Raw genomic sequence first — 19,812 nt, 5'->3', positions numbered from 1 at the left:
AATTTATTTTTTCTCCTTATCTTCTTTTTTGGAATCTTCTTCTTTAGAAGCATTTTTAAACTCCTTAATACCACTTCCTAAGCCTCTCATAAGTTCAGGGATTTTTCGACCACCAAATAATAATAAAACAGCTGCCAAAATTAAAATAACTTGAGGACCACCAATCATTCCGTTTAAAATATTACTTAACATATTAAAATATATTTAAAACAAAGATAAAGAAATATTTCAAAGCAAAAACCAAGGGGCGATTATCATAGTTGAAGTTGTATCTTTGTTTAAGATGAGTGATGAAAAACAAAATAAAATATCTGGATTTAAAAAATTATTTAATCAATACAGAATAGTAGTTATAAGCGAAGACACTTTTGAAGACAAGTTTCACTTTACGCTTTCAAGAGTTGCTGTCATTCTAGCTTCAGTTTTGTCTATTACAATAATAGCAACCACCACCTATTTTATTATTTCCTATTCTCCAATTAAAGAGTTTATTCCAGGATATCCATCAAGTAAAATGAGAATAGAAGCAATTTCAAATGCTATTAAAATTGATTCAATAACATTGAAAATAGAAAAACAGCAGAGATATCTTCATGCAATAAAAAGTGCACTTTCTGGAAATATTAAAGCAGAAGAGATATCCACTTTAGCTATAGATAATACTCAAAAGCTATTTGAAAATCCAATAAAAACATCGGAAGAAGATTCAATATTGCGATTGATAGTTGCAGAAGAGGATAAATACAATATAATTAGTGATAATGAAGACAAACCACTTTTTATCTTATTTACACCAGCAAAAGGAATAGTGTCAGAAAAATTCAATATAGATGAAAAGCATTTTGCTGTAGATATAGCGTTAAAAGAAAACACACCAATAAAATCTGTGGCAGAGGGAACGGTTATTTTTTCAGAATGGACCGCAGAGACAGGTTATGTGATAATTTTAGAACACCCATATGGACTTTTGTCAGTTTATAAACACAACGCGTCCTTATCAAAGCAACAAGGCGAGAGTGTTGAAGCAGGAGAGGTTATAGCTTCCGCTGGAAATACAGGGGAGTTTTCTACAGGATTTCACCTTCATTTTGAGCTGTGGGCAGAAGGATACCCTCTAGATCCAGAAAAATTTATAGACTTCTCAAGATAGTAAATGAAAAAAGTAGCTGCTAAACTTTTCGCAAAATTTATTGTTTGGAAAAACAAAAAATGGATTGAAAATCCAATTAGTGCTCAAGAAAAAACTTTAAAGGATTTAATTAAAAATGCTTCACAAACAAAATTTGGTAGAGATCATGATTTCGAATTAATAAAAAACTATGAAGACTTTAAATCCAATGTGCCGATAAATGATTATGAAGGAATTAGACCTTATGTTGAATCAATAATAGCAGGAGAAAAAGATGTTTTATGGCCCGGAAAACCATTGTATTTTGCAAAAACAAGCGGAACAACTTCAGGTGCAAAATATATACCAATAACAAAGGATTCAATGCCTACACATATTAATTCTGCTAGAGATGCTATTTTAAATTATATAGAACAAACAGGAAACGTCGACTTTGTTAATGGAAAGCAAATATTTATTCAGGGAAGTCCAGTTTTAGAAAATATAAATGGAATTTCTATTGGAAGACTTTCAGGTATTGTAGCTCATTTTGTACCATCATATTTACAAAAAAACAGAATGCCAAGTTGGGAGACAAATTGCATTGAAGACTGGGAAGATAAGGTTGATGAAATTGTAAAGGAAACCATTGATCAAAATATGACAGTTATAGGAGGAATTCCTTCTTGGGTTCAGATGTATTTTGAAAAAATAATATGCAATTCGCGAAATAGTGTAGGCAAACAATTTCCAAACTTTTCTCTATTTATTTATGGAGGAGTTAATTTTGAACCATACCAAGGCTTATTTGACAGCTTAATAGGTAGAAAGGTAGACTCTGTTGAGGTTTTTCCTGCTTCAGAAGGGTTTCTTGCTTATCAAGACAAACCTCAAGGGAAAGGACTTCTCTTGCTTTTAAATAATGGAATTTTTTATGAATTTATTGAAGTAGAGAAATTCTTGGATTCTGATCATGAAAGAATTTCTCTAAAAGACGTAAAGCTAGGGGTTAATTATGTTTTGATTTTATCATCAAATGCTGGGCTTTGGTCATATAATATTGGAGACACTGTGTCCTTTGTTTCTGACAAACCCTACAGAATAGTTATTACGGGAAGAATCAAGCATTTTATTTCAGCGTTTGGGGAGCATGTTATTAGCAAAGAAGTTGAAACAGCATTGAAAAATGTAATTAATTCAACTCCAATTGAAGTTCGTGAATTTACGGTAGCACCTCAAATAAACCCAAACTCAGGTTTACCATATCACGATTGGTTAATTGATTTTAAAACACCACCCAAGAACATTAAAGAGTTTTCAAAAGCACTTGACATCGAGATGAGAAAACAAAATATATATTATGATGATTTAATAAAAGGAAAAGTCTTAAAACCAATCAATATTTCTCTCGTAGTAGAGCGTGGTTTTGAAAGTTATATGAAAAAAATAGGAAAACTTGGAGGGCAAAACAAAGTGCCAAGATTAAGCAATGATAGAAAAATAGCAAATAGACTATCTCTAAAAACTAATCATGTTTAAGCCAAAAAAAATAAGTTTTGTTTACACTTTGCCAACTTCGTTTGTGATAAAAGATATAGAAACTTTAAAATCAATAGGGCATCAAGTTTTTGAAATAGCATCTCCCCCATTAAAAAATATTTTTCTTTTTTCAATTAACAGAATTAAAGAACTTTTAAAAGGGATTTTTGTTATACCAAGATCAAATTGTATTGTAATCTGGTTTAGTGACTATCATGCATTTATACCGTTAATTATTTCAAGAGTTTTCTCGGTTAAAAGCATCATCATGGTTGGAGGCTATGATGCTGTATCCGATCAAGAGATCAATCATGGAGTTTTTTCAAAAAACAATTTAAGGCAAAAAATTGTAAAAATGAATTTTAAATTAGCATCTCAAATATGGGTAGTAGATGAGACTTTATCAAAGGGATGTAAGAATGCTTTTTTACAGAATAAGATAAATTCAGGACTTATTAATTGGATGCCTAAAATTGAAAAAAAAATTAAAATTGTCCCCACGAGCTATTCTTCAAGTTTTTGGAAACGATCACTTTTAAAATTACCGAAAACAGTTTTAACTGTTGCTAATTTTAATGACTCTAGAGTTTTAAAGCTAAAAGGGATTCCTCTAATATTAAAATTAGCCAGTGAGCTTCCAAGTTTTAATTTTAGGGTTGTAGGGTTAAAGTCTGAAAGCATAATCCCCTTGGACATTAGGCCATCAAATGTTGAGCTTATTAAAACAAAAAATAAAACAGAATTAAGAGATTACTTTTCTGAAAGTCAATATTATATTCAAGCATCAAGACTTGAAGGACTACCGAACTCTCTTTGTGAGGCAATGCTATGTGAATGCATTCCAATTGGGAATGCGGTTTTTGGAATACCAAAAGCAATTGGGAATACAGGGTTTTTATTTAATGGAATAAAAGATATTGAGCAAATAAAACTTTTTCTAAAGGGTAAGCATGATAAAACAGGAATAGCAGCTCGTCAAAACATAATAGATCTTTTTAATGAAGAAAAAAGAGTTAAGGAGTTTAAGAAAATATGAATAAAAATCAGAGAGGTTTTTTATCCTATTCAAAATCAAATAACTTGGGAGACTATATTCAAAGTATAGCTGCAAAAGAATTAATTGGTAAAAAATTCATTAATGTAGATAGAGAAAAACTAAATATTTACCCTGGCCCATCATTAAATTTAATAATGAATGGATGGTTTATGGAAAATTCAAAAAACTGGCCGCCAACAAAAAATATAAAACCTTTAATTATTTCATTTCATTTAAATCCAACAGCAAAAAAAAAGATGCTAAGTAGTTCAGGAATTGAATATTTTAAAAAACATGAGCCCATTGGTTGCAGAGATACTTATACTCAAAAAATTTTATCTAAAAGAGGAATTAAGGCATACTTTTCTGGCTGTTTGACCCTTACCTTACAAAACAAGAATAAAGATTATAAAAAAGAGGGAATTCTCGTTATGAGCGCCCTAGAAAGAATGAATCCAAAAATTAGCATGAATAATATTTTTATCCAATTGGCTAAGTTCCCTAAAAAGTATTATAATTATAAAAAATCAAAAAGAAAACTTGAAGCCTTTATTTCAGATCAAAAACCTTTAAAAGTTACAACGAAATCTCAAATTGTTGATATAACCCAACATACTGAGCAAGAAAAATTCTTATTAGCACAAAAACAATTGGATATGATTTCTAAATCTAAGCTTGTAATTACATCTAGAATACACACGGCTCTTCCTGCAATTTCTCTCGGAACAAAAGTTATTTTTTTAACTGATGGGCTTGACCATATTAATCAAAAAAGCAGGCTAGAGGGGTTGTCTGATTATTTTTATTGTTGTAAAACAAGCGATTTAAGTAATTTAAAATTAAATGAAATACTTCCTAAAAAAAATCATGAAGAAATTTCAAAAAACCTAACAGAAAAGGTTAATCAATTTTTTAGCCAGGACAAGTAAAAACTTATATTTGAAAAAAAAATCATGAATATTTTAGTTATTGGGTCAGGTGGTCGTGAACATACATTTTGCTGGAAATTAGCTCAAAGCCCAAAATGCAAAAATCTTTATGTTTCTCCCGGCAATGCAGGAACATCAGAAATAGCGACTAATCTTGCAATTTCTGTCACTGATTTCGAATCTATTAAGGAAGCGGTAATAAAGTATGATATTGAAATGGTAATTGTAGGCCCTGAAGCTCCATTAGTCGGAGGAATTAAAGAATATTTTGAATTAGACGATAAATTAAAGCTAGTAAGTTTAATTGGACCAGACAGTAAAGCTTCAAAACTCGAAGGAAGCAAGTCCTTTGCTAAAGCATTCATGAACCGTCACAATATTCCAACGGCTAAACATTCTGAATTTACCTCCAATTCAATTGAAAAAGGCCTTCGTTTCTTGGAAACCATGAGCCCTCCATATGTTTTAAAAGCAGACGGGTTAGCTGCAGGGAAAGGAGTTTTGATTATTGATGATATTAATGAAGCAAAATCAGAGCTTAAGTCCATGTTAATAAACAAGAAGTTTGGTCAAGCATCTGAAAAAGTTGTTATTGAAGAATTTCTAGATGGAATAGAATTATCATGTTTTGTGTTAACAGACGGCGAAACAGGAATAACACTTCCAATGGCGAAAGATTATAAAAAAATAGGAGAGAAAGATAAGGGCTTAAACACTGGAGGAATGGGAGCAATTTCGCCTGTTCCATTTGCAGATGAAAAGTTTATAAAAAAAATTAATGACCGAATCATAGAACCAACATTATTAGGATTTAAGAAAGATAATTTACCATATCAAGGATTTGTTTTTATTGGATTAATAAATGTCAATGGAGACCCTAAGGTTATAGAATACAACGTGCGAATGGGAGATCCTGAAACAGAGGTTGTCATCCCTAGAATTAAAAATGATTTAGTTTCTCTTTTTGAAGCAACTGCAAATAAAACCTTAAGTAAAATAAAACTTGAAATAGATCCAAGAATTGCGTCAACGGTTATGTCAGTTTCAGGAGGATATCCAGAAGAGTATGAAAAAGGACATGAAATTGAGGGAATAAGTGATATCAAAGACACTTTGGTTTTTCATTCGGGAACCACCATTAAAGACAAAAAAATAATCACATCTGGAGGAAGGGTAATTACGGTCACAGGACTAGGAGACAACATGTCTGAAGCATTAAAAAAATCATATGAAGGACTTCAAAAAATAAACTACAAAGGAATGTACTATAGAAAGGATATTGGATTTGATTTATAAAAAAGAATGAGCTGAAGGATCTTTATTTTCCTCACCTCTTTCATCAAAACCCTTAAGTTGATTAATCCAGTAAGCAGCTGCACAGATCCCCGAAAATAAGAAAACCCAAGTCATAGCATTAGCTATCCACCAATTATCTAACTCAAGTTGTCTTAAAAAATTAAAAGGAACAAACAGAACTTCTTCAAACACATAGGCGATTGCTTCAAAAAAATTTTTCATCATGATTAGATTCTTTATCTTACAAATATAATAAAAGAGAATATGCTCACAAAGCTATACAGCAAATCTTCTTATTTAGCTAGTATATTATCATATATATATTTGACTGTTGTTGTAATATTCAAAATAAGAGAAAATCACAATTCTCAAATAAACGAACCTTCATTAACAAATTACTTCGTCTTTATAGTTTTATTTATGATGATGCTTCAGGGCTATAACAGGTGGATAAAAAATTCTGCTAAAAATGATGGAATTAATACAACAGAAAGGCCAATTATTTATTTGCTTTTATTCCCAGCACTAGTTTCTTTTATGCCATATGAAATAATGAACTTAGAGTGGGTTCTTGGCGGATACTTTTTATTTCTAGCAACTAGAAAATATAGTTTATCAATAGATAATATAAAAGAAGAATCTCTAATAGAAGTTGGAATACTTATTAGTTTTTCCATTTTGTTCACGCCCTATTTCATAATATATTTAGCTTTAATGGTAGTAAGAATTTTCCTAACAGGTAAATTCACGCTTAGTAAAATTATTGCAGTTGTTTTGCCAACAGCTTTAACATGGTTTATGGCACTAACAATCAATACATTTTCAACACTTAACACACCTTTTTATAAATTAATTAATAGTGAAAAAGATTTTTATTTTCAAATAACAAACAGCATCCAAGGAGTTGGTTTAATAACTTTAAGCATAATTGCTTTATTAACATTAGTGTTTGTCAACAAAAAAAACTTATATAAACTAGAGAGAAACACACACTATAGTAGGATAACACTCTTTATTGCTCATTTATTGGTAATTAGTTTTATCAGATCTCCAGAAACTTTAATGATATTAACAGTATCAATATTGTATGGATTAGAGCTTTTAATTAGGGTAACGCAGAAAATGATCTTGAAAGAATCTTTTTTAGTAGCCATCTTGTTTTTTTCTGCCTTGAACATATATTATTCTTTTTGATTCCATCTAGCAAATAGTATCTTTGATTAAATTATGTACTTAAGAAAATCTAAATCTGTGAACTCAAACAGCATAAGTAAAAAAGCTCTTGACATTTTTAATAATGTAATTGATCAATACCATGTTTTAAATTCCGTAGATCAACTATTTAAAAACCCTTTCCTTACAAATACTTTTGATCATCTATTATATAGAAAAAATTGGATTGATACGGTTCAATGGCATTATGAAGATTTAATAAGAGACCCAAATATCGATCCAAAAAAAGGTATGGAACTTAAAAGAAAAATTGATTCATCGAATCAAGACAGAACTGATATGGTCGAGTATATTGATAGTTATTTTCTTGACAATTACAAAGATGTTGAAGTATTAAAAAATGCAGAAGTCAATTCTGAAAGTCCAGCATGGGCAATTGATAGACTTTCAATTCTGGCATTAAAAATATATCACATGGAAGAACAAGTAAATCGAAAAAATGCATCTGAGAAACATAAAATAGCCTGCAAATCCAAGTTAAATATTTTATTAGATCAAAAAACTGATTTATCAAACGCAATAGATTCATTATTAGATCACATTTCTAAAGGTAAAAAATACATGAAGGTCTATAAGCAAATGAAAATGTATAATGATGAGGAATTAAACCCTGTCCTCTACAAGGACGGAAAGTAACTGAATGAAACGAGCTAAAAAAGTATTGATACTTCGCTTTTCTTCTTTTGGAGACATAGCCATTATGATACCGGTACTTAGAGCTTTATCCAAGCAATATCCAAATGTTGAATTTAATTTAGCTAGTCGACCTAAAATGGCTCCGCTATTTGAAGAGTTTGTTAATATTAACTTCATATCTCTTGATATAGAAAATGATTATAAAGGTTTAAATGGAATATATAAACTTTTTAAAATCCTTAAACTTATCAAGCCAACTCATATAGCTGATCTTCATTTTGTTATAAGAACAAGAGTAATAGGTTTGCTTTTTAAAATACTGGGATATAAGGTTAAAAGTATTGATAAAGGAAGAAGACAAAAAAAAGCCTTAACAAGAATTAGAAATAAACACTTTGAACCTTTAACACCTACTGTTTTTAGATATTCAAAAGTTTTTTCAAAACTTGGATTTTCTATTGACATTACTAAAAATGAATTATCTCATAATAATTCTTTACCAGAAAAACTGAAAGAAGTTTTTTATTCAGATAAAAAAAAATGGATAGGAATAGCTCCTTTTGCTTCTTTTGAAGGAAAAACATATCCTTTAGATTTAATGCAGCAGGTCATAGTTTTTTTACAAAGAGACTATAAAATATTTTTGCTGGGTGCTGGAAAAAAAGAAGAAGATCTTTTATCCGTTTGGACAAAAGCTTATTCAAATTGCTGGAACGCATCAAAGGAATTAGACTTTAAAGAACAACTTAAGGCCTTTCCTTTTTTAGATCTTATGATTAGTATGGACAGTTTAAATGGACACTTAGCTTCAAATGCAGGGGTCCCAGTAATTACCCTTTGGGGACAGACTCATCCATATGCCGGTTTTGCTCCATTTGGCCAACCAGAAGACAATTCAATTTGCTCAGATCGTATTAAATATCCTGGAATACCTACTTCTATTTATGGAAAAAAAATACCTAGGGGTTATGAAAATGCCTTTAGAACTATTTCTCCAAAAGCTGTGATTGAAAAGGCTATAGAAATTTTAGAAGAAAACAACAATTAAACATCGTCAAAATCAACCTTAAGGTATTCTTGTTGAGATTCAGCTTGGCAAGTTAATATTAGCCCATCTTCAATTTCTTCTTCTGTAAGTATTTGATTAGCTTTCATTTTGGCACTTCCAGCTACAACTTTTGCGATACAACTACTACATATCCCACCTTGACAAGAGTAAGGAACATCAATGTCTGATTCAATTGCCGCCTCTAAAACTGTTTTTCCTGAAATATCTCCTATTTGATACACTTCACCATCATAAACAATATCTAATTTTGAATTTTTTTTTTCAGTTTCAGCAATATTTTTTTGACTGGTTGTAAATAATTCATAAAAAATCTTGTCTTTTGGTATTTTCTTTGTCAATAAATTATCTGAAATAGAATAAATCATTGACTCTGGTCCACAAATAAAATACTTGTCAGCAATTCCATATTGATTTTCATAATAACTTATAATAGACTCATCAATTCGTCCAAACTTACTTTCCTTCTCATTTGATTGACTGTAAACATTAATGACTTTTAATCGCTCAGAATACAGAACCTTTAAAGCGTTTATCTCTGAGGAAAACATTTCCTTTGAAAGAGATTTATTTCCATAGATTAATCTAAATTCATTCTTAATATTTGCAGCTAAAACTGACTGAGCAATTGATAAAATAGGAGTGATACCACTTCCAGCTGCTATTCCTGTTATGATTTCTTTTCCAGAATTAGATTTATAACAAAACCGGCCCTCTGGATAACTCACGTTGATTAAATCTCCTTTTTTAATTTTATCGACAGCATAACTTGAAAACACCCCCCCTTGAACCTTCTTAATACCAACTCTTAAAGACTCATTAGGGCCTGAACATATAGAATATGATCTTCTAACTTTTATATTATCAATAATTATTTCTAAAGAAAGATATTGGCCAGAAATAAAATTATATTTTTTTTTAAATTTCTCTGGTATTTCGAATGATAAAGCGACAGAATCTGATGTGAGATTATCAATTTCGATGACTTTTAAAAGATTAAAATTAGACATGTAGCTTATAAATAAAATTATTTGAATAATTCAAAATTACATCATTTTAATAAATAAAAACTCTAAATAATGATCTATAAAATATAGTTGTCTAAAGCAATTAAGTATGTATATTGCGACAATTTTGAATAAAATCATGACAGGTAAATTTCTTGAACTTAAATGGAAGCAGTTTTCAAGAGCCCCTCAATTCGGAGCTAAATTAGCAGTTAAAGTTTTAATAGGATTTTTTATAACCTATTTCTCGCTTGCAGCAATTTTTTTTAGTGGAATTTCCGTTTTTTTATTAGAAAAAGAATTTCCTGATCAATCCCCTTTATCAATAGTAAACAGTTATCTGTTATATTATTTTATTTTTGCCTTCATAGTTAGATATTTTTTTCAAGCTCTTCCTACAAATGAGATACAACAGCTATTAATAACGCCAATAACTAAAAAATATATAATTCTAAACACAATATTAAAGTCTACGTTTTCAATTTACAATTCTTCCCCAATATTTTATTTTTTACCATTTGCAATTGTTTTTATTTTTTCAGGAGGCCCAGGAGATGAAGTCGAATTTTCAAGAAGAAGCATTTTGGGTATTTTTTCCTGGTGGGTTTGTCTCCAAATGATTACATGGATGTTGAATAATTTAGTTTTTCTAGTAAATAAAAATAGTTCAATTTTAAAAACAATTATCGGCGTTGTGTTTTTTTTATACGCTTTTCAGAAATTTAATTATTTTGATATTTTCACTTTTTTTGGTTTTGGACTTGACAAAATATACTCCAATCCAATTTATTTATTTATTGTTTTTTTTAGTCTTGCCGCTTCTTACTTCTTGCTATTTAAATTCTTAATTAAAGAATGCTATTTAGACAAGGGACTCTCAAAAGGTAAAGAAAAAATAATAGGAGAAAAGTTAACATTCTTAAATCGCTTTGGGAAACTAGGATCATTAATAAAAAATGATATAAGATTGATTATTAGAAACGCGAGGGCAAAACAAGTTGTGCTCATGTCATTTTTATTTTTATTTTATGGGGTAATATTTTTTACGCCAGACCTTTACAAAGAAAGCGGAGCGTTATTAATGTTTGCTTCTCTATTTATAACAGGAGGGTTTATGATGACTTTTGGACAATATATTCCTTCATGGGATAGCGAATATTACCCTCTTTTAATGGTTCAAAACCTTTCTTACAAAAAATACTTAGAGTCTAAGCTAGTTTTAATGATTGCAGCAACAGTTATAGCTACTATCCTTTCCCTTCCATACCTTTACTATGGATTAAAAATATACAGTATGATAATAGCAGGTGCTTTTTTTAATCTGGGATTAGGAGGATACATCACGATTATTTCAGGAGTATTAAATAAAAGTCCTTTAAAATTAAATGTAAAGGCTAAAGCTTTTGAAAACACTCAGGCATTTAGTATTACTCAGTTTCTTTTTGTTCTTCCTAAAATGGGATTACCAGTTTTAATTTATTGGGTAGGGCAATTTTTATTTACAGAAGAAATAGGAATTTTATTAGTGGGACTATTTGGGGTGTTAGGGATAACCTTACACAGTCTAATAATTAGTCAAATTGAGAAGGTGTTTAAAAAGCATAAATATAAAACTCTAGAAGCATATCAAACAAATAATTAAAATGATTAACATAAAGGATCTATCAAAAATCTACTCTGGAAAAACTGTACTTAATATTTCAAGCCTTGAAATTGCTAAAGGCTCTTGCTTTGGACTAGTAGGAAATAATGGTGCCGGAAAAACAACTCTTTTTAGTTTACTTTTAGATTTGGTTGAGCCCACTTCAGGAGACATACTAAATCAGGGAATTAAAGTTTCTAAAGATGAGTCTTGGAAGGCCAAAACAAGCGCATTTATAGATAGCACTTTCATAATTGGATATTTAACGCCTGAAGAATATTTTGAATTTATAGCACAATTAAGAGGCGTTAAAAATGAAACATTAAAGGATTGGCTTGAGCAGTTTTCTGGCTTTTTTAAGGATGAAATTTTGAATCAAAAAAAATATATTAGAGACCTATCTAAAGGGAATCAAAAAAAAGTTGGAATTACAGCCTCTTTTATTGGTTTACCCGAACTGGTTATTCTTGACGAACCCTTTTCAAGTTTAGATCCCAGTTCACAAATTCTTCTTAAGAAATTAATACAAGAGTTCGTCAAGAATGATCAAACTACTTTTTTAATTTCTAGTCATGATTTAAGTCACGTTACAGAAGTATGTAACCGTATAGTTTTACTTGAAAAAGGTCAGATCATCAAAGACATTGAAACTAATAAAGCCACACTTAAAGAACTTGAGAGCTATTTTACTCTTTAAACCTTTTTAATTTATAATAAAAAGCTGCTTTTTTAGTTATAAGAAAAAAGCCATTTTGAAATACTTCTACAGGCCATTTTACTTTTCTCTTACTTTTTGTTTAATAATAGCTTCTTGTTCAACTCAAAAAAATCGATTTTTAAACAAACAATACCATAGTATTAATACTAAATACAATGTTGTTTTTAATGGAAAAGAGGCCTTAAAAGTAGGAGAAGACATTTTAAATGCCACTATAGAAGATAATTTTTTTGAAATAATTAAAACAGATCCTATTCTTTTAAAAGGAGAAAATTTTGATGACAATACAATTGTGCCTGGGTTTGATAAAGCAGAAGAAAAAGCAGTTAAAGCTATTCAAAAACACTCAATGAACATAGAAGGAGCTCAAAAAAACTCATATATTGATGAAGCATATTTACTCTTAGGAAAAGCACGCTATTATGACAGAAGATTTTTCCCCGCTATAGAGGCGTTTAATTTTTTATTAGACAACGGTACGGATGAATCAGTTTATATTGAAGGAAGAATTTGGAGAGAAAAAACAAATATTAGATTACAAAATAATCAAATAGCGATAAACAACCTTAGGCCTTTAGCCAGACAACTCATTAATAAGAACCACCTATATGGACAAGCAAACGCAACATTAGCACAAGCTTTTATTAACTTGAAAGAGGTTGATTCAGCAAATTATTATATGATTAGAGCTGCAAACCATGAGAAGAACCAACTAAGAAAAGTAAGGTATGCATATATTGCCGCCCAGCTTTTTGAGACTAAGGGATCAAAAGACCTAGCCCTTTATTACTATAACTCAATAGTTGAATTAAATTGGCAAGCGCCAAGAAAGTTTTGGATTAATGCAAAAATAAATTCGTTAAGACTTTCTCATGAAAAGGAAGACACACAATTTGTTCAGCCAATTGAGGAGCTATTAAAAGTTTATGAAAACAAGATGTTTTCTCATAGTCTAAATAGAGCCATAGGGGAGCATTATTTGTCCAAAAAAAATGATAGCCTAGTTAAAATATATTTAACAAAGTCACTTAAGAGTATGGGGATAGACAACTCTACTCGAAAAGCAAACTATAGAGACTTAGCAGATCTTAATTTTAAAAATAAAAATTATCTTTTAACAGGCAACTATCTAGACAGCCTGATCCCTTTATTACCTTCAGAAGGAATTATTAAAAATAAAACTCAAAGAGAACGTGATAATCTTTCGGATGTTATATATTTTGAAAATCAGTTTAAAAACACGGATAGTTTATTAAGTCTTTTAAGCCTTAATAAAGCTGAGCAAATTAAGTTTTTTCAAGAATTTTTAACAAATAAAAGAGAAGCAGAACTTAAAAAACTTGAGACTCTTAGTGAAGAAAAAAAGGGTAACTCATTTTTAAAAATAAAATCCCCCTCATCATTTTATTTTTATAATCCAAATTTAGTCCTGAAAGGAAAACAGTATTACGCATCAACTTGGGGTAAAAGACCAAACATTGATAATTGGAGGAATAAGATTCAAGCACAATATAAAAACACTTCTTTTCAAAAAAATAAAACTAAAAATGATTATAAAATTTCAAAAATAGAAATTGAATCTGTTGATTTTTATATTAATCAAATACCTAAATCAACGGGTATAATGGATAGTTTAAAACAACAAAACCATCAAGCAGCTTTAAAGCTGGGATTGATTTATAAAGAAAAATATAAAGATAAGGAGCTCTCTATCAAAAACTTAAAATATCTTATAGACAATGAAGCATCTCCTGTCTTTTTATCTCCAGCATTGTATCATTTATATAAAATTTATCTTGATGAATCAAATGAATTAGCAAATGATTATAAAAGAAAATTAATCAGCAAATTTCCAGAATCTGTTTACTCAAAGGTTCTTCAGAATCCAGACAATTATGTTTTAGGAGAATTAAGAACGCCTAAATCAATGTATTTAAAAGTATTAAAGAAACACTTAGAAGGAAATTATTCCGAGGCATTATCAATAATGGAAAGTATAAAGGTTTTATTGACAGGATCAAAGTGGGAACCAAAAGCAATGTTTTTAAAAGCTCAAATCCTTGGAAGATTAAACGGAAAAAAGGCCCTGGAAGAGCAACTTGCAATTATCATTAAAGATTATCCAAACTCAAAAATCGCAGTTAAAGCTAAAACAGATCTAGAGAATATTAATAAAAGCTTCAAGGAACAAACAAAAACATTAGCACAGTTTAAGTGGGTTTTTCCTTATAAAAAAGATTCAAAATTTGATCCAAACCAATTAATAGACAGTCTAAACATTAACATAAATCAACTTCAAACTAAAAACTGGAGAATAACAAACGATATTTATAATAGTGATTATCAATTTATTGTCATACACGGTATAAAATCTAAACTTGAAATTGACAGCATTAAGCAAAAACTTCCCCAAACTACATTGAAATTATTAGATTCAAATAATTTTGTAACTTTATCGGCCCAATTTCGAAAGATTTTTATTGAAAAATCCTGGCCAAGGGTAAATTAAAAGTATTATGAAAAACACAGAAATTAACGGTCAATACAGCCGAATAGAAAAGAGCACTAGATTTAACGGAGATATTGTTTCCGAGGCAGATTTTAGAATTGATGGAGCTTTAGAAGGAACAATTAAAACTTCGGGAAAGGTTATTGTGGGAAAAGAAGGAAAAGTAAATGGGAGCTTAGAGTGTGAAACAGCCGATGTTGAAGGAGAAATTAAAGGCTCTTTAAAGGTTAAAAATATACTTTTCCTAAAATCGACAAGTAACATAGAAGGAGATGTTCTTATTGGCAAACTTATTGTTGAGTCAGGAGCTACTTTTAACGCTAATTGCTCAATGAAGTCTCAAGAAGACAATCAGATTAAGCCACTCTCTGGATTTACAAAAAACCATGAAAAAACAGCCTAATAAGTGGCTTGTATTCTCTGGTCTTGCTTTTCAGATCGGCATATTGATGTATCTTATGATTCATTTAGGCCTATGGATTGAATCTAAGATTTTACTTCCTAGCAAATTGCCTTCTATTCTGTGTTCTTCAGCTGGACTAATCATAATAATATATTTAATACAAAAACAAAGTAAGAATCTTAATTTGTAAGTGAAATGATTAAAGCTTCATTAAAATTTTTGATTAAGACCATTTTTTTTTTAGTTCCTCTTTTTTTTGCTCATCTACTTACCACGTATTATATTTTTGATCTTTTATGGCCGCCAAATATTATAATCTGTTATGTGTTTAATATTACCCTAGCTATAATTATATACTCAGGAACATTTTTTTTTTCATTATCAAGTAGCTCGAATACAATTTTGTTTTATTGCACTGGTACTCTATTCAAGATTTTTTTATTTTTATTTTTTTTATATCCCAAATTTACTTTTGATGGAGAGATTCAAAATATAGAATTTTTAACGTTTTTTATTCCATATTCAGCTTGTTTAATAATTGAAATATATGAACTTTTAAGGTTTTTAAACTCAAGAGAATAAGGTCAAATAGCTTTAATAAAAATATATACCAAAAGTGCTTTAATATTTTTTGTGAATGACCTACATTTGCAATGCGCAAAAAACAAACTAATTTTTACGCTAAGTATGCTCAAAAATACACACTATATAAGTTTTTTTTTAATTCTCTTTGGAATATTGCCAATAAGTGCAAATGAAACAAAAGAACCTTCTTCAGAAAATAGGGATAAAAAATCAGAAATAAAAGAGTACATCTTGCATCATCTTCAGGATTCGCATGATTTTAACTTGCTCTCTTATACTAATAATGAAGGAAAAAAAATTCACATTGGACTTCCATTGCCAGTAATTTTATGGGACGAGGGACTAAAGATATTCTCCTCTTCGAAACTTCATCATGGCGAAAGCGTTGCTCATGTTGGTAAAAACTATTACAAGCTAGAACATAATAAAATATATAAAACCAACTCAGAGGGACTTATTATATATGATGAATTCCATCACCCTAAAAACATAGCTCCTCTAGATTTTTCATTAACAAAAGGAGTTGTTAGTATAATTTTCACGTCCATAATAATGTTTTTTTTATTTAAAGGACTTGCTGATTCCTATAAAAAAAACAACCTTGTTGCTAATGGAATTGGAAGGTTTTTTGAGCCTATTGTTTTATACGTTAGAGATGAGATAGCAATTCCAAATATTGGAGAAAAATATTACAAGAATTATATGAGCTATTTATTGACTCTATTTTTCTTTATTTGGTTTTTAAATATTCTTGGATTAACACCACTAGGAATTAATGTTACAGGAAATATCGCTGTTACATCTTGTTTAGCGTTAATAACATTTTTAATAACTAATTTGACAGCAAAAAAAGTTTACTGGAAACATATTTTTTGGATGCCGGGAGTCCCATTGCCAATGAAAATTGCATTAGCACCTATAGAACTATTAGGAGTCATGATTAAGCCATTTGCTTTAATGATTCGCCTATATGCAAATATTTCTGCAGGACACATTGTCTTAATGAGTCTCATATCTTTAATTTTTATTTTCAGAAATTGGCTTGGATCAAGTTTGTCTTTTATCTTAGCCTTTTCAATCTCTATCATTGAGATTTTAGTAGCAGTATTACAAGCATATATTTTTACAGTATTATCAGCGTTATATTTTGGTTTTGCCGTAGAAGAACACGATCATGAAGAGCAGGATCATTAAAGTTTAATCTAATTAATGTTTAATTTAAATAAATAGTAAATATGGAAATTCCAAAAATAATAGGAGCAGGTTTAGTAGTAATAGGAGTAGGTATCGGTATCGGAAATATTGGTAAAGGAGCGATGGAGGCGATTGGACGTCAGCCAGATGCAACAGGAAAAATCCAAACAGTAATGTTAATAGCCGCAGCCCTTGTTGAGGGTATTGGTTTTGCAGCATTATTTGCAGTAAATTAAATGTTTTAAAACAGTTATCTTAAAAGCACTAAAATGGAAAAATTAATAAATGAATTTTCTTTTGGGCTGTTTTTTTGGCAATTACTTATTTTCATAGGCTTAGTCCTATTGCTAAAGAAGTATGCCTGGAAGCCTATCTTAGATGCTGTTAATGAAAGAGAGTTTTCTATTAGAGAAGCTCTTTCATCAGCAGATAATGCCAGAAAAGAAATGGAGTCTTTAAATGAAGATAACCAAAGAATAATTAAAGAAGCGCGATCTGAAAGAGAGTCGCTTCTTAAAGAAGCAAGAAATACAAGCTCAAAAATAATTGAGGAAGCAAAACAAGCAGCAAAAATTTCTGCAGATCAATCAATTAAACAAGCTCAGGAATCCATTGAAAGCGAAAAAAGAGCAGCAATTCAAGAACTTAAAACTCAAGTTGCAGGTATAGCGATTCAGATGGCTGAAAAAGTTCTTCACTCAGAATTAGATGATAAAGACAAACAAAACAAACTAATTGAGCGATTACTTAAAGAGACTAAACTTTAATTCTTTATGAAAGTAAATAGAGCAGCAATACGATATTCAAAAGCCTCCCTTGCATATTCTTTGGAAAGAAACATAGCCAACAGAGTAGAGCAAGACTTTAAAAATATTTTATCAACTGTTTCTGGCTCAAATGATTTAAGAGACTTTTTATCTAATCCAGTATTACCATCTCAATTAAAACTTAATACAATAATTAAGATATTTTCCACAATTAATGATGAGACAAAATCAATCATCTCTCTTATTTCAAATAACCGAAGGCTTCATTTGTTACCTGCAGTAGCTGAACACTTCATAGCAAGCTATCAGAAAGCACAAGGAAAAATTACTGCGGTAGTTACTTCAGCTATAGCCCTTGATGAATCAACTATAAAACAAGTTTTAAATAAAGCAAAAAAAATGACTGATTTTCAAGTTGAATTGAAAAATGAGATTGATTCCTCAATTGTTGGAGGGTTTATTTTAAATGTGGGGGATTTACAGATCGATGCAAGCATAACTAATCAGCTAAAGACTTTGAGTAGCACATTAACAAAAACAAGTACAACGCTTAAATAAAACATTATGGCAGAAGTTAAACCAGCTGAAGTATCAGCAATTCTAAAAAATCAATTAGCAGGATATGATTCTGCTTTAGATCTAAACGAAATAGGAACTGTTCTTGAGGTAGGTGACGGAATTGCTCGAGTATTTGGACTAACCAATGCTCAGTACGGTGAATTAGTATCCTTTGATAGTGGCCTTGAAGGAATGGTGCTTAATTTAGAAGAAGATAATGTTGGAATTGTTTTATTAGGACCTTCAAAAGAATTAAAAGAAGGAGATACTGTTAAAAGAACTCAAAGAATTGCTTCAATTAAAGTTGGAGAAGGAATTGTAGGAAGAGTTGTCAATACCTTGGGTGCTACTATTGACGGAAAAGGACCTATTGAAGGGGAATTATATGAAATGCCTCTTGAAAGAAAAGCGCCAGGGGTTATTTATAGACAACCAGTAAATGAACCAATGCAAACAGGGATAAAATCTATAGACGCCATGATACCCATTGGAAGAGGTCAAAGAGAGCTTGTTATTGGAGATCGGCAAACAGGAAAGACTACTGTTTGTATTGACACTATTCTTAATCAAAAAGAATTTTTTGATGCAGGAAAGCCAGTATATTGTATATATGTAGCAATTGGGCAAAAAGCCTCAACAGTAGCAGGAATAGCAAGAGTATTAGAAGAAAAAGGAGCTTTAGCATATACTACTATAGTAGCGGCAAATGCTTCTGACCCTGCGCCAATGCAAGTTTATGCTCCTTTTGCTGGAGCAGCAATAGGAGAGTACTTTAGAGACACAGGGAGACCAGCATTAATAATTTATGATGACTTGTCTAAACAAGCAGTTGCCTATAGAGAGGTTTCATTGTTACTTAGAAGACCTCCCGGACGAGAGGCCTATCCTGGAGATGTGTTTTATTTACATTCACGCTTACTTGAAAGAGCTGCAAAAGTAATTTCTGATGATAGCATTGCTTCTGAAATGAATGATCTTCCAGAAGCTTTAAAAGACAAAGTCAAGGGGGGAGGATCGTTGACCGCCCTTCCCATAATAGAGACTCAAGCTGGAGATGTCTCTGCATACATCCCTACTAACGTTATTTCTATTACTGATGGTCAGATTTTTCTAGAGTCTGATCTTTTTAACGCAGGAGTAAGGCCCGCAATAAATGTAGGAATTTCTGTTTCTAGAGTAGGAGGATCTGCTCAGATTAAGTCAATGAAAAAAGTTGCCGGAACACTTAAGCTTGATCAAGCCCAGTACAGGGAACTAGAAGCCTTTGCAAAATTTGGATCAGATTTAGATGCAGCTACATTAAATGTTATTGAAAAAGGGAAAAGAAATGTTGAAATATTAAAACAAGCACAAAACGATCCCTTCAAAGTTGAAGATCAGGTTGCTATAATTTATGCAGGATCTAAAAATTTACTGAGATCTGTTCCGGTTGCTAAAGTCAAAGATTTTGAAATAAGTTATTTAGAACATTTGAAGAAAAATCATCTAGAAGTATTATCTCAGTTAAAATCAGGAAAACTCACAGATAAAGTGATTGACGTTTTAAACGAAACTGCGCAAACTATTTCAGGGCAATATTAAAAAAA

20 protein-coding genes are annotated in these 19,812 nt (G+C 30.5%); 17 read left to right on the top strand and 3 right to left on the bottom strand.

Annotated features, from left to right (window positions below; genetic code table 11):
- Positions 1–3 precede the first annotated feature (3 nt).
- On the bottom strand, positions 4–192 hold the full coding sequence (gene tatA, locus AC34EU_RS05060; RefSeq protein WP_487534018.1) for a twin-arginine translocase TatA/TatE family subunit: 189 nt from the start codon (positions 190–192) through the stop codon (positions 4–6).
- Positions 193–283: 91 nt separating this feature from the next.
- Between tatA and AC34EU_RS05055 the strand changes: the two genes are divergently transcribed.
- The 5 genes from AC34EU_RS05055 to purD are packed head-to-tail and all read left to right on the top strand — an operon-like array spanning position 284 to position 5,908.
- On the top strand, positions 284–1,150 hold the full coding sequence (locus AC34EU_RS05055) for a M23 family metallopeptidase (RefSeq protein ID WP_487534017.1): 867 nt from the start codon (positions 284–286) through the stop codon (positions 1,148–1,150).
- A gap of 3 nt (positions 1,151–1,153) precedes the next feature.
- Positions 1,154–2,647, top strand: coding sequence for a GH3 family acyl-acid amido synthetase (locus tag AC34EU_RS05050; protein ID WP_489696092.1), 1,494 nt, complete (start codon positions 1,154–1,156; stop codon positions 2,645–2,647).
- The gene (locus AC34EU_RS05045) at positions 2,640–3,683 is read left to right on the top strand and encodes a glycosyltransferase (RefSeq protein WP_487534015.1); all 1,044 of its coding nucleotides are present in this window, start codon (positions 2,640–2,642) and stop codon (positions 3,681–3,683) included. The genes AC34EU_RS05050 and AC34EU_RS05045 overlap by 8 nt, the downstream gene beginning before the upstream one ends.
- The gene (locus AC34EU_RS05040) at positions 3,680–4,612 is read left to right on the top strand and encodes a polysaccharide pyruvyl transferase family protein (RefSeq protein WP_487534014.1); all 933 of its coding nucleotides are present in this window, start codon (positions 3,680–3,682) and stop codon (positions 4,610–4,612) included. The genes AC34EU_RS05045 and AC34EU_RS05040 overlap by 4 nt, the downstream gene beginning before the upstream one ends.
- Before the next feature lie 24 nt (positions 4,613–4,636).
- Complete coding sequence (purD, locus tag AC34EU_RS05035) at positions 4,637–5,908, top strand: phosphoribosylamine--glycine ligase (protein WP_487534013.1); 1,272 nt, start codon at positions 4,637–4,639, stop codon at positions 5,906–5,908.
- Here the strand turns inward: purD and AC34EU_RS05030 are convergent.
- Positions 5,903–6,133 (bottom strand): DUF6341 family protein, encoded by a 231-nt coding sequence (locus AC34EU_RS05030; RefSeq protein ID WP_489696091.1) that lies wholly within the window; start codon positions 6,131–6,133, stop codon positions 5,903–5,905. The two genes, purD and AC34EU_RS05030, sit on opposite strands and share 6 nt — an antisense overlap.
- Positions 6,134–6,172: 39 nt before the next feature.
- Here AC34EU_RS05030 and AC34EU_RS05025 point away from each other — a divergent pair, with 39 nt between their 5' ends.
- Genes AC34EU_RS05025 through AC34EU_RS05015 form a run of 3 tightly spaced genes read left to right on the top strand, consistent with a single transcriptional unit; the run spans position 6,173 to position 8,825 of the window.
- Complete coding sequence (locus AC34EU_RS05025) at positions 6,173–7,102, top strand: hypothetical protein (RefSeq protein WP_487534011.1); 930 nt, start codon at positions 6,173–6,175, stop codon at positions 7,100–7,102.
- 33 nt (positions 7,103–7,135) lie between these two features.
- Positions 7,136–7,777, top strand: a complete 642-nt coding sequence (locus AC34EU_RS05020) for a DUF4254 domain-containing protein (RefSeq protein WP_487534010.1) — start codon at positions 7,136–7,138, stop codon at positions 7,775–7,777.
- Positions 7,778–7,781: 4 nt separating this feature from the next.
- Positions 7,782–8,825, top strand: a complete 1,044-nt coding sequence (locus AC34EU_RS05015) for a glycosyltransferase family 9 protein (RefSeq protein WP_487534009.1) — start codon at positions 7,782–7,784, stop codon at positions 8,823–8,825.
- Here AC34EU_RS05015 and AC34EU_RS05010 read toward each other — a convergent pair.
- Positions 8,822–9,853: a 2Fe-2S iron-sulfur cluster-binding protein gene (locus AC34EU_RS05010; RefSeq protein ID WP_487534008.1), complete on the bottom strand. Its 1,032-nt coding sequence runs from the start codon at positions 9,851–9,853 to the stop codon at positions 8,822–8,824. The two genes, AC34EU_RS05015 and AC34EU_RS05010, sit on opposite strands and share 4 nt — an antisense overlap.
- Before the next feature lie 106 nt (positions 9,854–9,959).
- Here AC34EU_RS05010 and AC34EU_RS05005 point away from each other — a divergent pair, with 106 nt between their 5' ends.
- The 9 genes from AC34EU_RS05005 to atpA all read left to right on the top strand — a co-directional run bounded on the left by AC34EU_RS05005 (position 9,960) and on the right by atpA (position 19,807).
- A complete protein-coding gene (locus AC34EU_RS05005; RefSeq protein ID WP_489666520.1) occupies positions 9,960–11,492 on the top strand; it encodes a DUF5687 family protein in 1,533 nt (510 codons plus the stop codon).
- A 1-nt stretch (position 11,493) separates the two neighbouring features.
- Positions 11,494–12,189, top strand: coding sequence for an ABC transporter ATP-binding protein (locus tag AC34EU_RS05000; protein ID WP_487534006.1), 696 nt, complete (start codon positions 11,494–11,496; stop codon positions 12,187–12,189).
- Positions 12,190–12,244: 55 nt separating this feature from the next.
- Complete coding sequence (porW, locus tag AC34EU_RS04995; protein ID WP_487534005.1) at positions 12,245–14,719, top strand: type IX secretion system periplasmic lipoprotein PorW/SprE; 2,475 nt, start codon at positions 12,245–12,247, stop codon at positions 14,717–14,719.
- 7 nt (positions 14,720–14,726) lie between these two features.
- Positions 14,727–15,122 (top strand): bactofilin family protein, encoded by a 396-nt coding sequence (locus AC34EU_RS04990; protein ID WP_487534004.1) that lies wholly within the window; start codon positions 14,727–14,729, stop codon positions 15,120–15,122.
- Positions 15,123–15,809: 687 nt separating this feature from the next.
- A complete protein-coding gene (gene atpB, locus AC34EU_RS04985) occupies positions 15,810–16,901 on the top strand; it encodes a F0F1 ATP synthase subunit A (RefSeq protein WP_487534003.1) in 1,092 nt (363 codons plus the stop codon).
- A gap of 41 nt (positions 16,902–16,942) precedes the next feature.
- Complete coding sequence (locus AC34EU_RS04980; protein ID WP_487534002.1) at positions 16,943–17,137, top strand: hypothetical protein; 195 nt, start codon at positions 16,943–16,945, stop codon at positions 17,135–17,137.
- A gap of 33 nt (positions 17,138–17,170) precedes the next feature.
- Complete coding sequence (locus AC34EU_RS04975) at positions 17,171–17,668, top strand: F0F1 ATP synthase subunit B (RefSeq protein ID WP_487534001.1); 498 nt, start codon at positions 17,171–17,173, stop codon at positions 17,666–17,668.
- Positions 17,669–17,674: 6 nt separating this feature from the next.
- On the top strand, positions 17,675–18,226 hold the full coding sequence (gene atpH, locus AC34EU_RS04970; RefSeq protein ID WP_487534000.1) for an ATP synthase F1 subunit delta: 552 nt from the start codon (positions 17,675–17,677) through the stop codon (positions 18,224–18,226).
- Between the two features lie 6 nt (positions 18,227–18,232).
- Positions 18,233–19,807, top strand: a complete 1,575-nt coding sequence (atpA, locus tag AC34EU_RS04965; RefSeq protein WP_489666519.1) for a F0F1 ATP synthase subunit alpha — start codon at positions 18,233–18,235, stop codon at positions 19,805–19,807.
- Positions 19,808–19,812: the final 5 nt, after the last annotated feature.

This window comes from Candidatus Marivariicella framensis, assembly GCF_982709265.1.
Note: the sequence above shows the minus strand (reverse complement) of the source record. Positions and strands in the feature narration are given on the sequence as shown.

What these genes read in the sequence shown, in the direction of transcription:
- tatA (WP_487534018.1), bottom strand. Translation starts at nt 192, where the DNA reads ATGTTAAGTAATATTTTAAACGGAATGATTGGTGGTCCTCAAGTTATT.
- AC34EU_RS05055 (WP_487534017.1), top strand. Translation starts at nt 284, where the DNA reads ATGAGTGATGAAAAACAAAATAAAATATCTGGATTTAAAAAATTATTT.
- AC34EU_RS05050 (WP_489696092.1), top strand. Translation starts at nt 1,154, where the DNA reads ATGAAAAAAGTAGCTGCTAAACTTTTCGCAAAATTTATTGTTTGGAAA.
- AC34EU_RS05045 (WP_487534015.1), top strand. Translation starts at nt 2,640, where the DNA reads ATGTTTAAGCCAAAAAAAATAAGTTTTGTTTACACTTTGCCAACTTCG.
- AC34EU_RS05040 (WP_487534014.1), top strand. Translation starts at nt 3,680, where the DNA reads ATGAATAAAAATCAGAGAGGTTTTTTATCCTATTCAAAATCAAATAAC.
- purD (WP_487534013.1), top strand. Translation starts at nt 4,637, where the DNA reads ATGAATATTTTAGTTATTGGGTCAGGTGGTCGTGAACATACATTTTGC.
- AC34EU_RS05030 (WP_489696091.1), bottom strand. Translation starts at nt 6,133, where the DNA reads ATGATGAAAAATTTTTTTGAAGCAATCGCCTATGTGTTTGAAGAAGTT.
- AC34EU_RS05025 (WP_487534011.1), top strand. Translation starts at nt 6,173, where the DNA reads ATGCTCACAAAGCTATACAGCAAATCTTCTTATTTAGCTAGTATATTA.
- AC34EU_RS05020 (WP_487534010.1), top strand. Translation starts at nt 7,136, where the DNA reads ATGTACTTAAGAAAATCTAAATCTGTGAACTCAAACAGCATAAGTAAA.
- AC34EU_RS05015 (WP_487534009.1), top strand. Translation starts at nt 7,782, where the DNA reads ATGAAACGAGCTAAAAAAGTATTGATACTTCGCTTTTCTTCTTTTGGA.
- AC34EU_RS05010 (WP_487534008.1), bottom strand. Translation starts at nt 9,853, where the DNA reads ATGTCTAATTTTAATCTTTTAAAAGTCATCGAAATTGATAATCTCACA.
- AC34EU_RS05005 (WP_489666520.1), top strand. Translation starts at nt 9,960, where the DNA reads ATGTATATTGCGACAATTTTGAATAAAATCATGACAGGTAAATTTCTT.
- AC34EU_RS05000 (WP_487534006.1), top strand. Translation starts at nt 11,494, where the DNA reads ATGATTAACATAAAGGATCTATCAAAAATCTACTCTGGAAAAACTGTA.
- AC34EU_RS04990 (WP_487534004.1), top strand. Translation starts at nt 14,727, where the DNA reads ATGAAAAACACAGAAATTAACGGTCAATACAGCCGAATAGAAAAGAGC.
- atpB (WP_487534003.1), top strand. Translation starts at nt 15,810, where the DNA reads ATGCTCAAAAATACACACTATATAAGTTTTTTTTTAATTCTCTTTGGA.
- AC34EU_RS04980 (WP_487534002.1), top strand. Translation starts at nt 16,943, where the DNA reads ATGGAAATTCCAAAAATAATAGGAGCAGGTTTAGTAGTAATAGGAGTA.
- AC34EU_RS04975 (WP_487534001.1), top strand. Translation starts at nt 17,171, where the DNA reads ATGGAAAAATTAATAAATGAATTTTCTTTTGGGCTGTTTTTTTGGCAA.
- atpH (WP_487534000.1), top strand. Translation starts at nt 17,675, where the DNA reads ATGAAAGTAAATAGAGCAGCAATACGATATTCAAAAGCCTCCCTTGCA.
- atpA (WP_489666519.1), top strand. Translation starts at nt 18,233, where the DNA reads ATGGCAGAAGTTAAACCAGCTGAAGTATCAGCAATTCTAAAAAATCAA.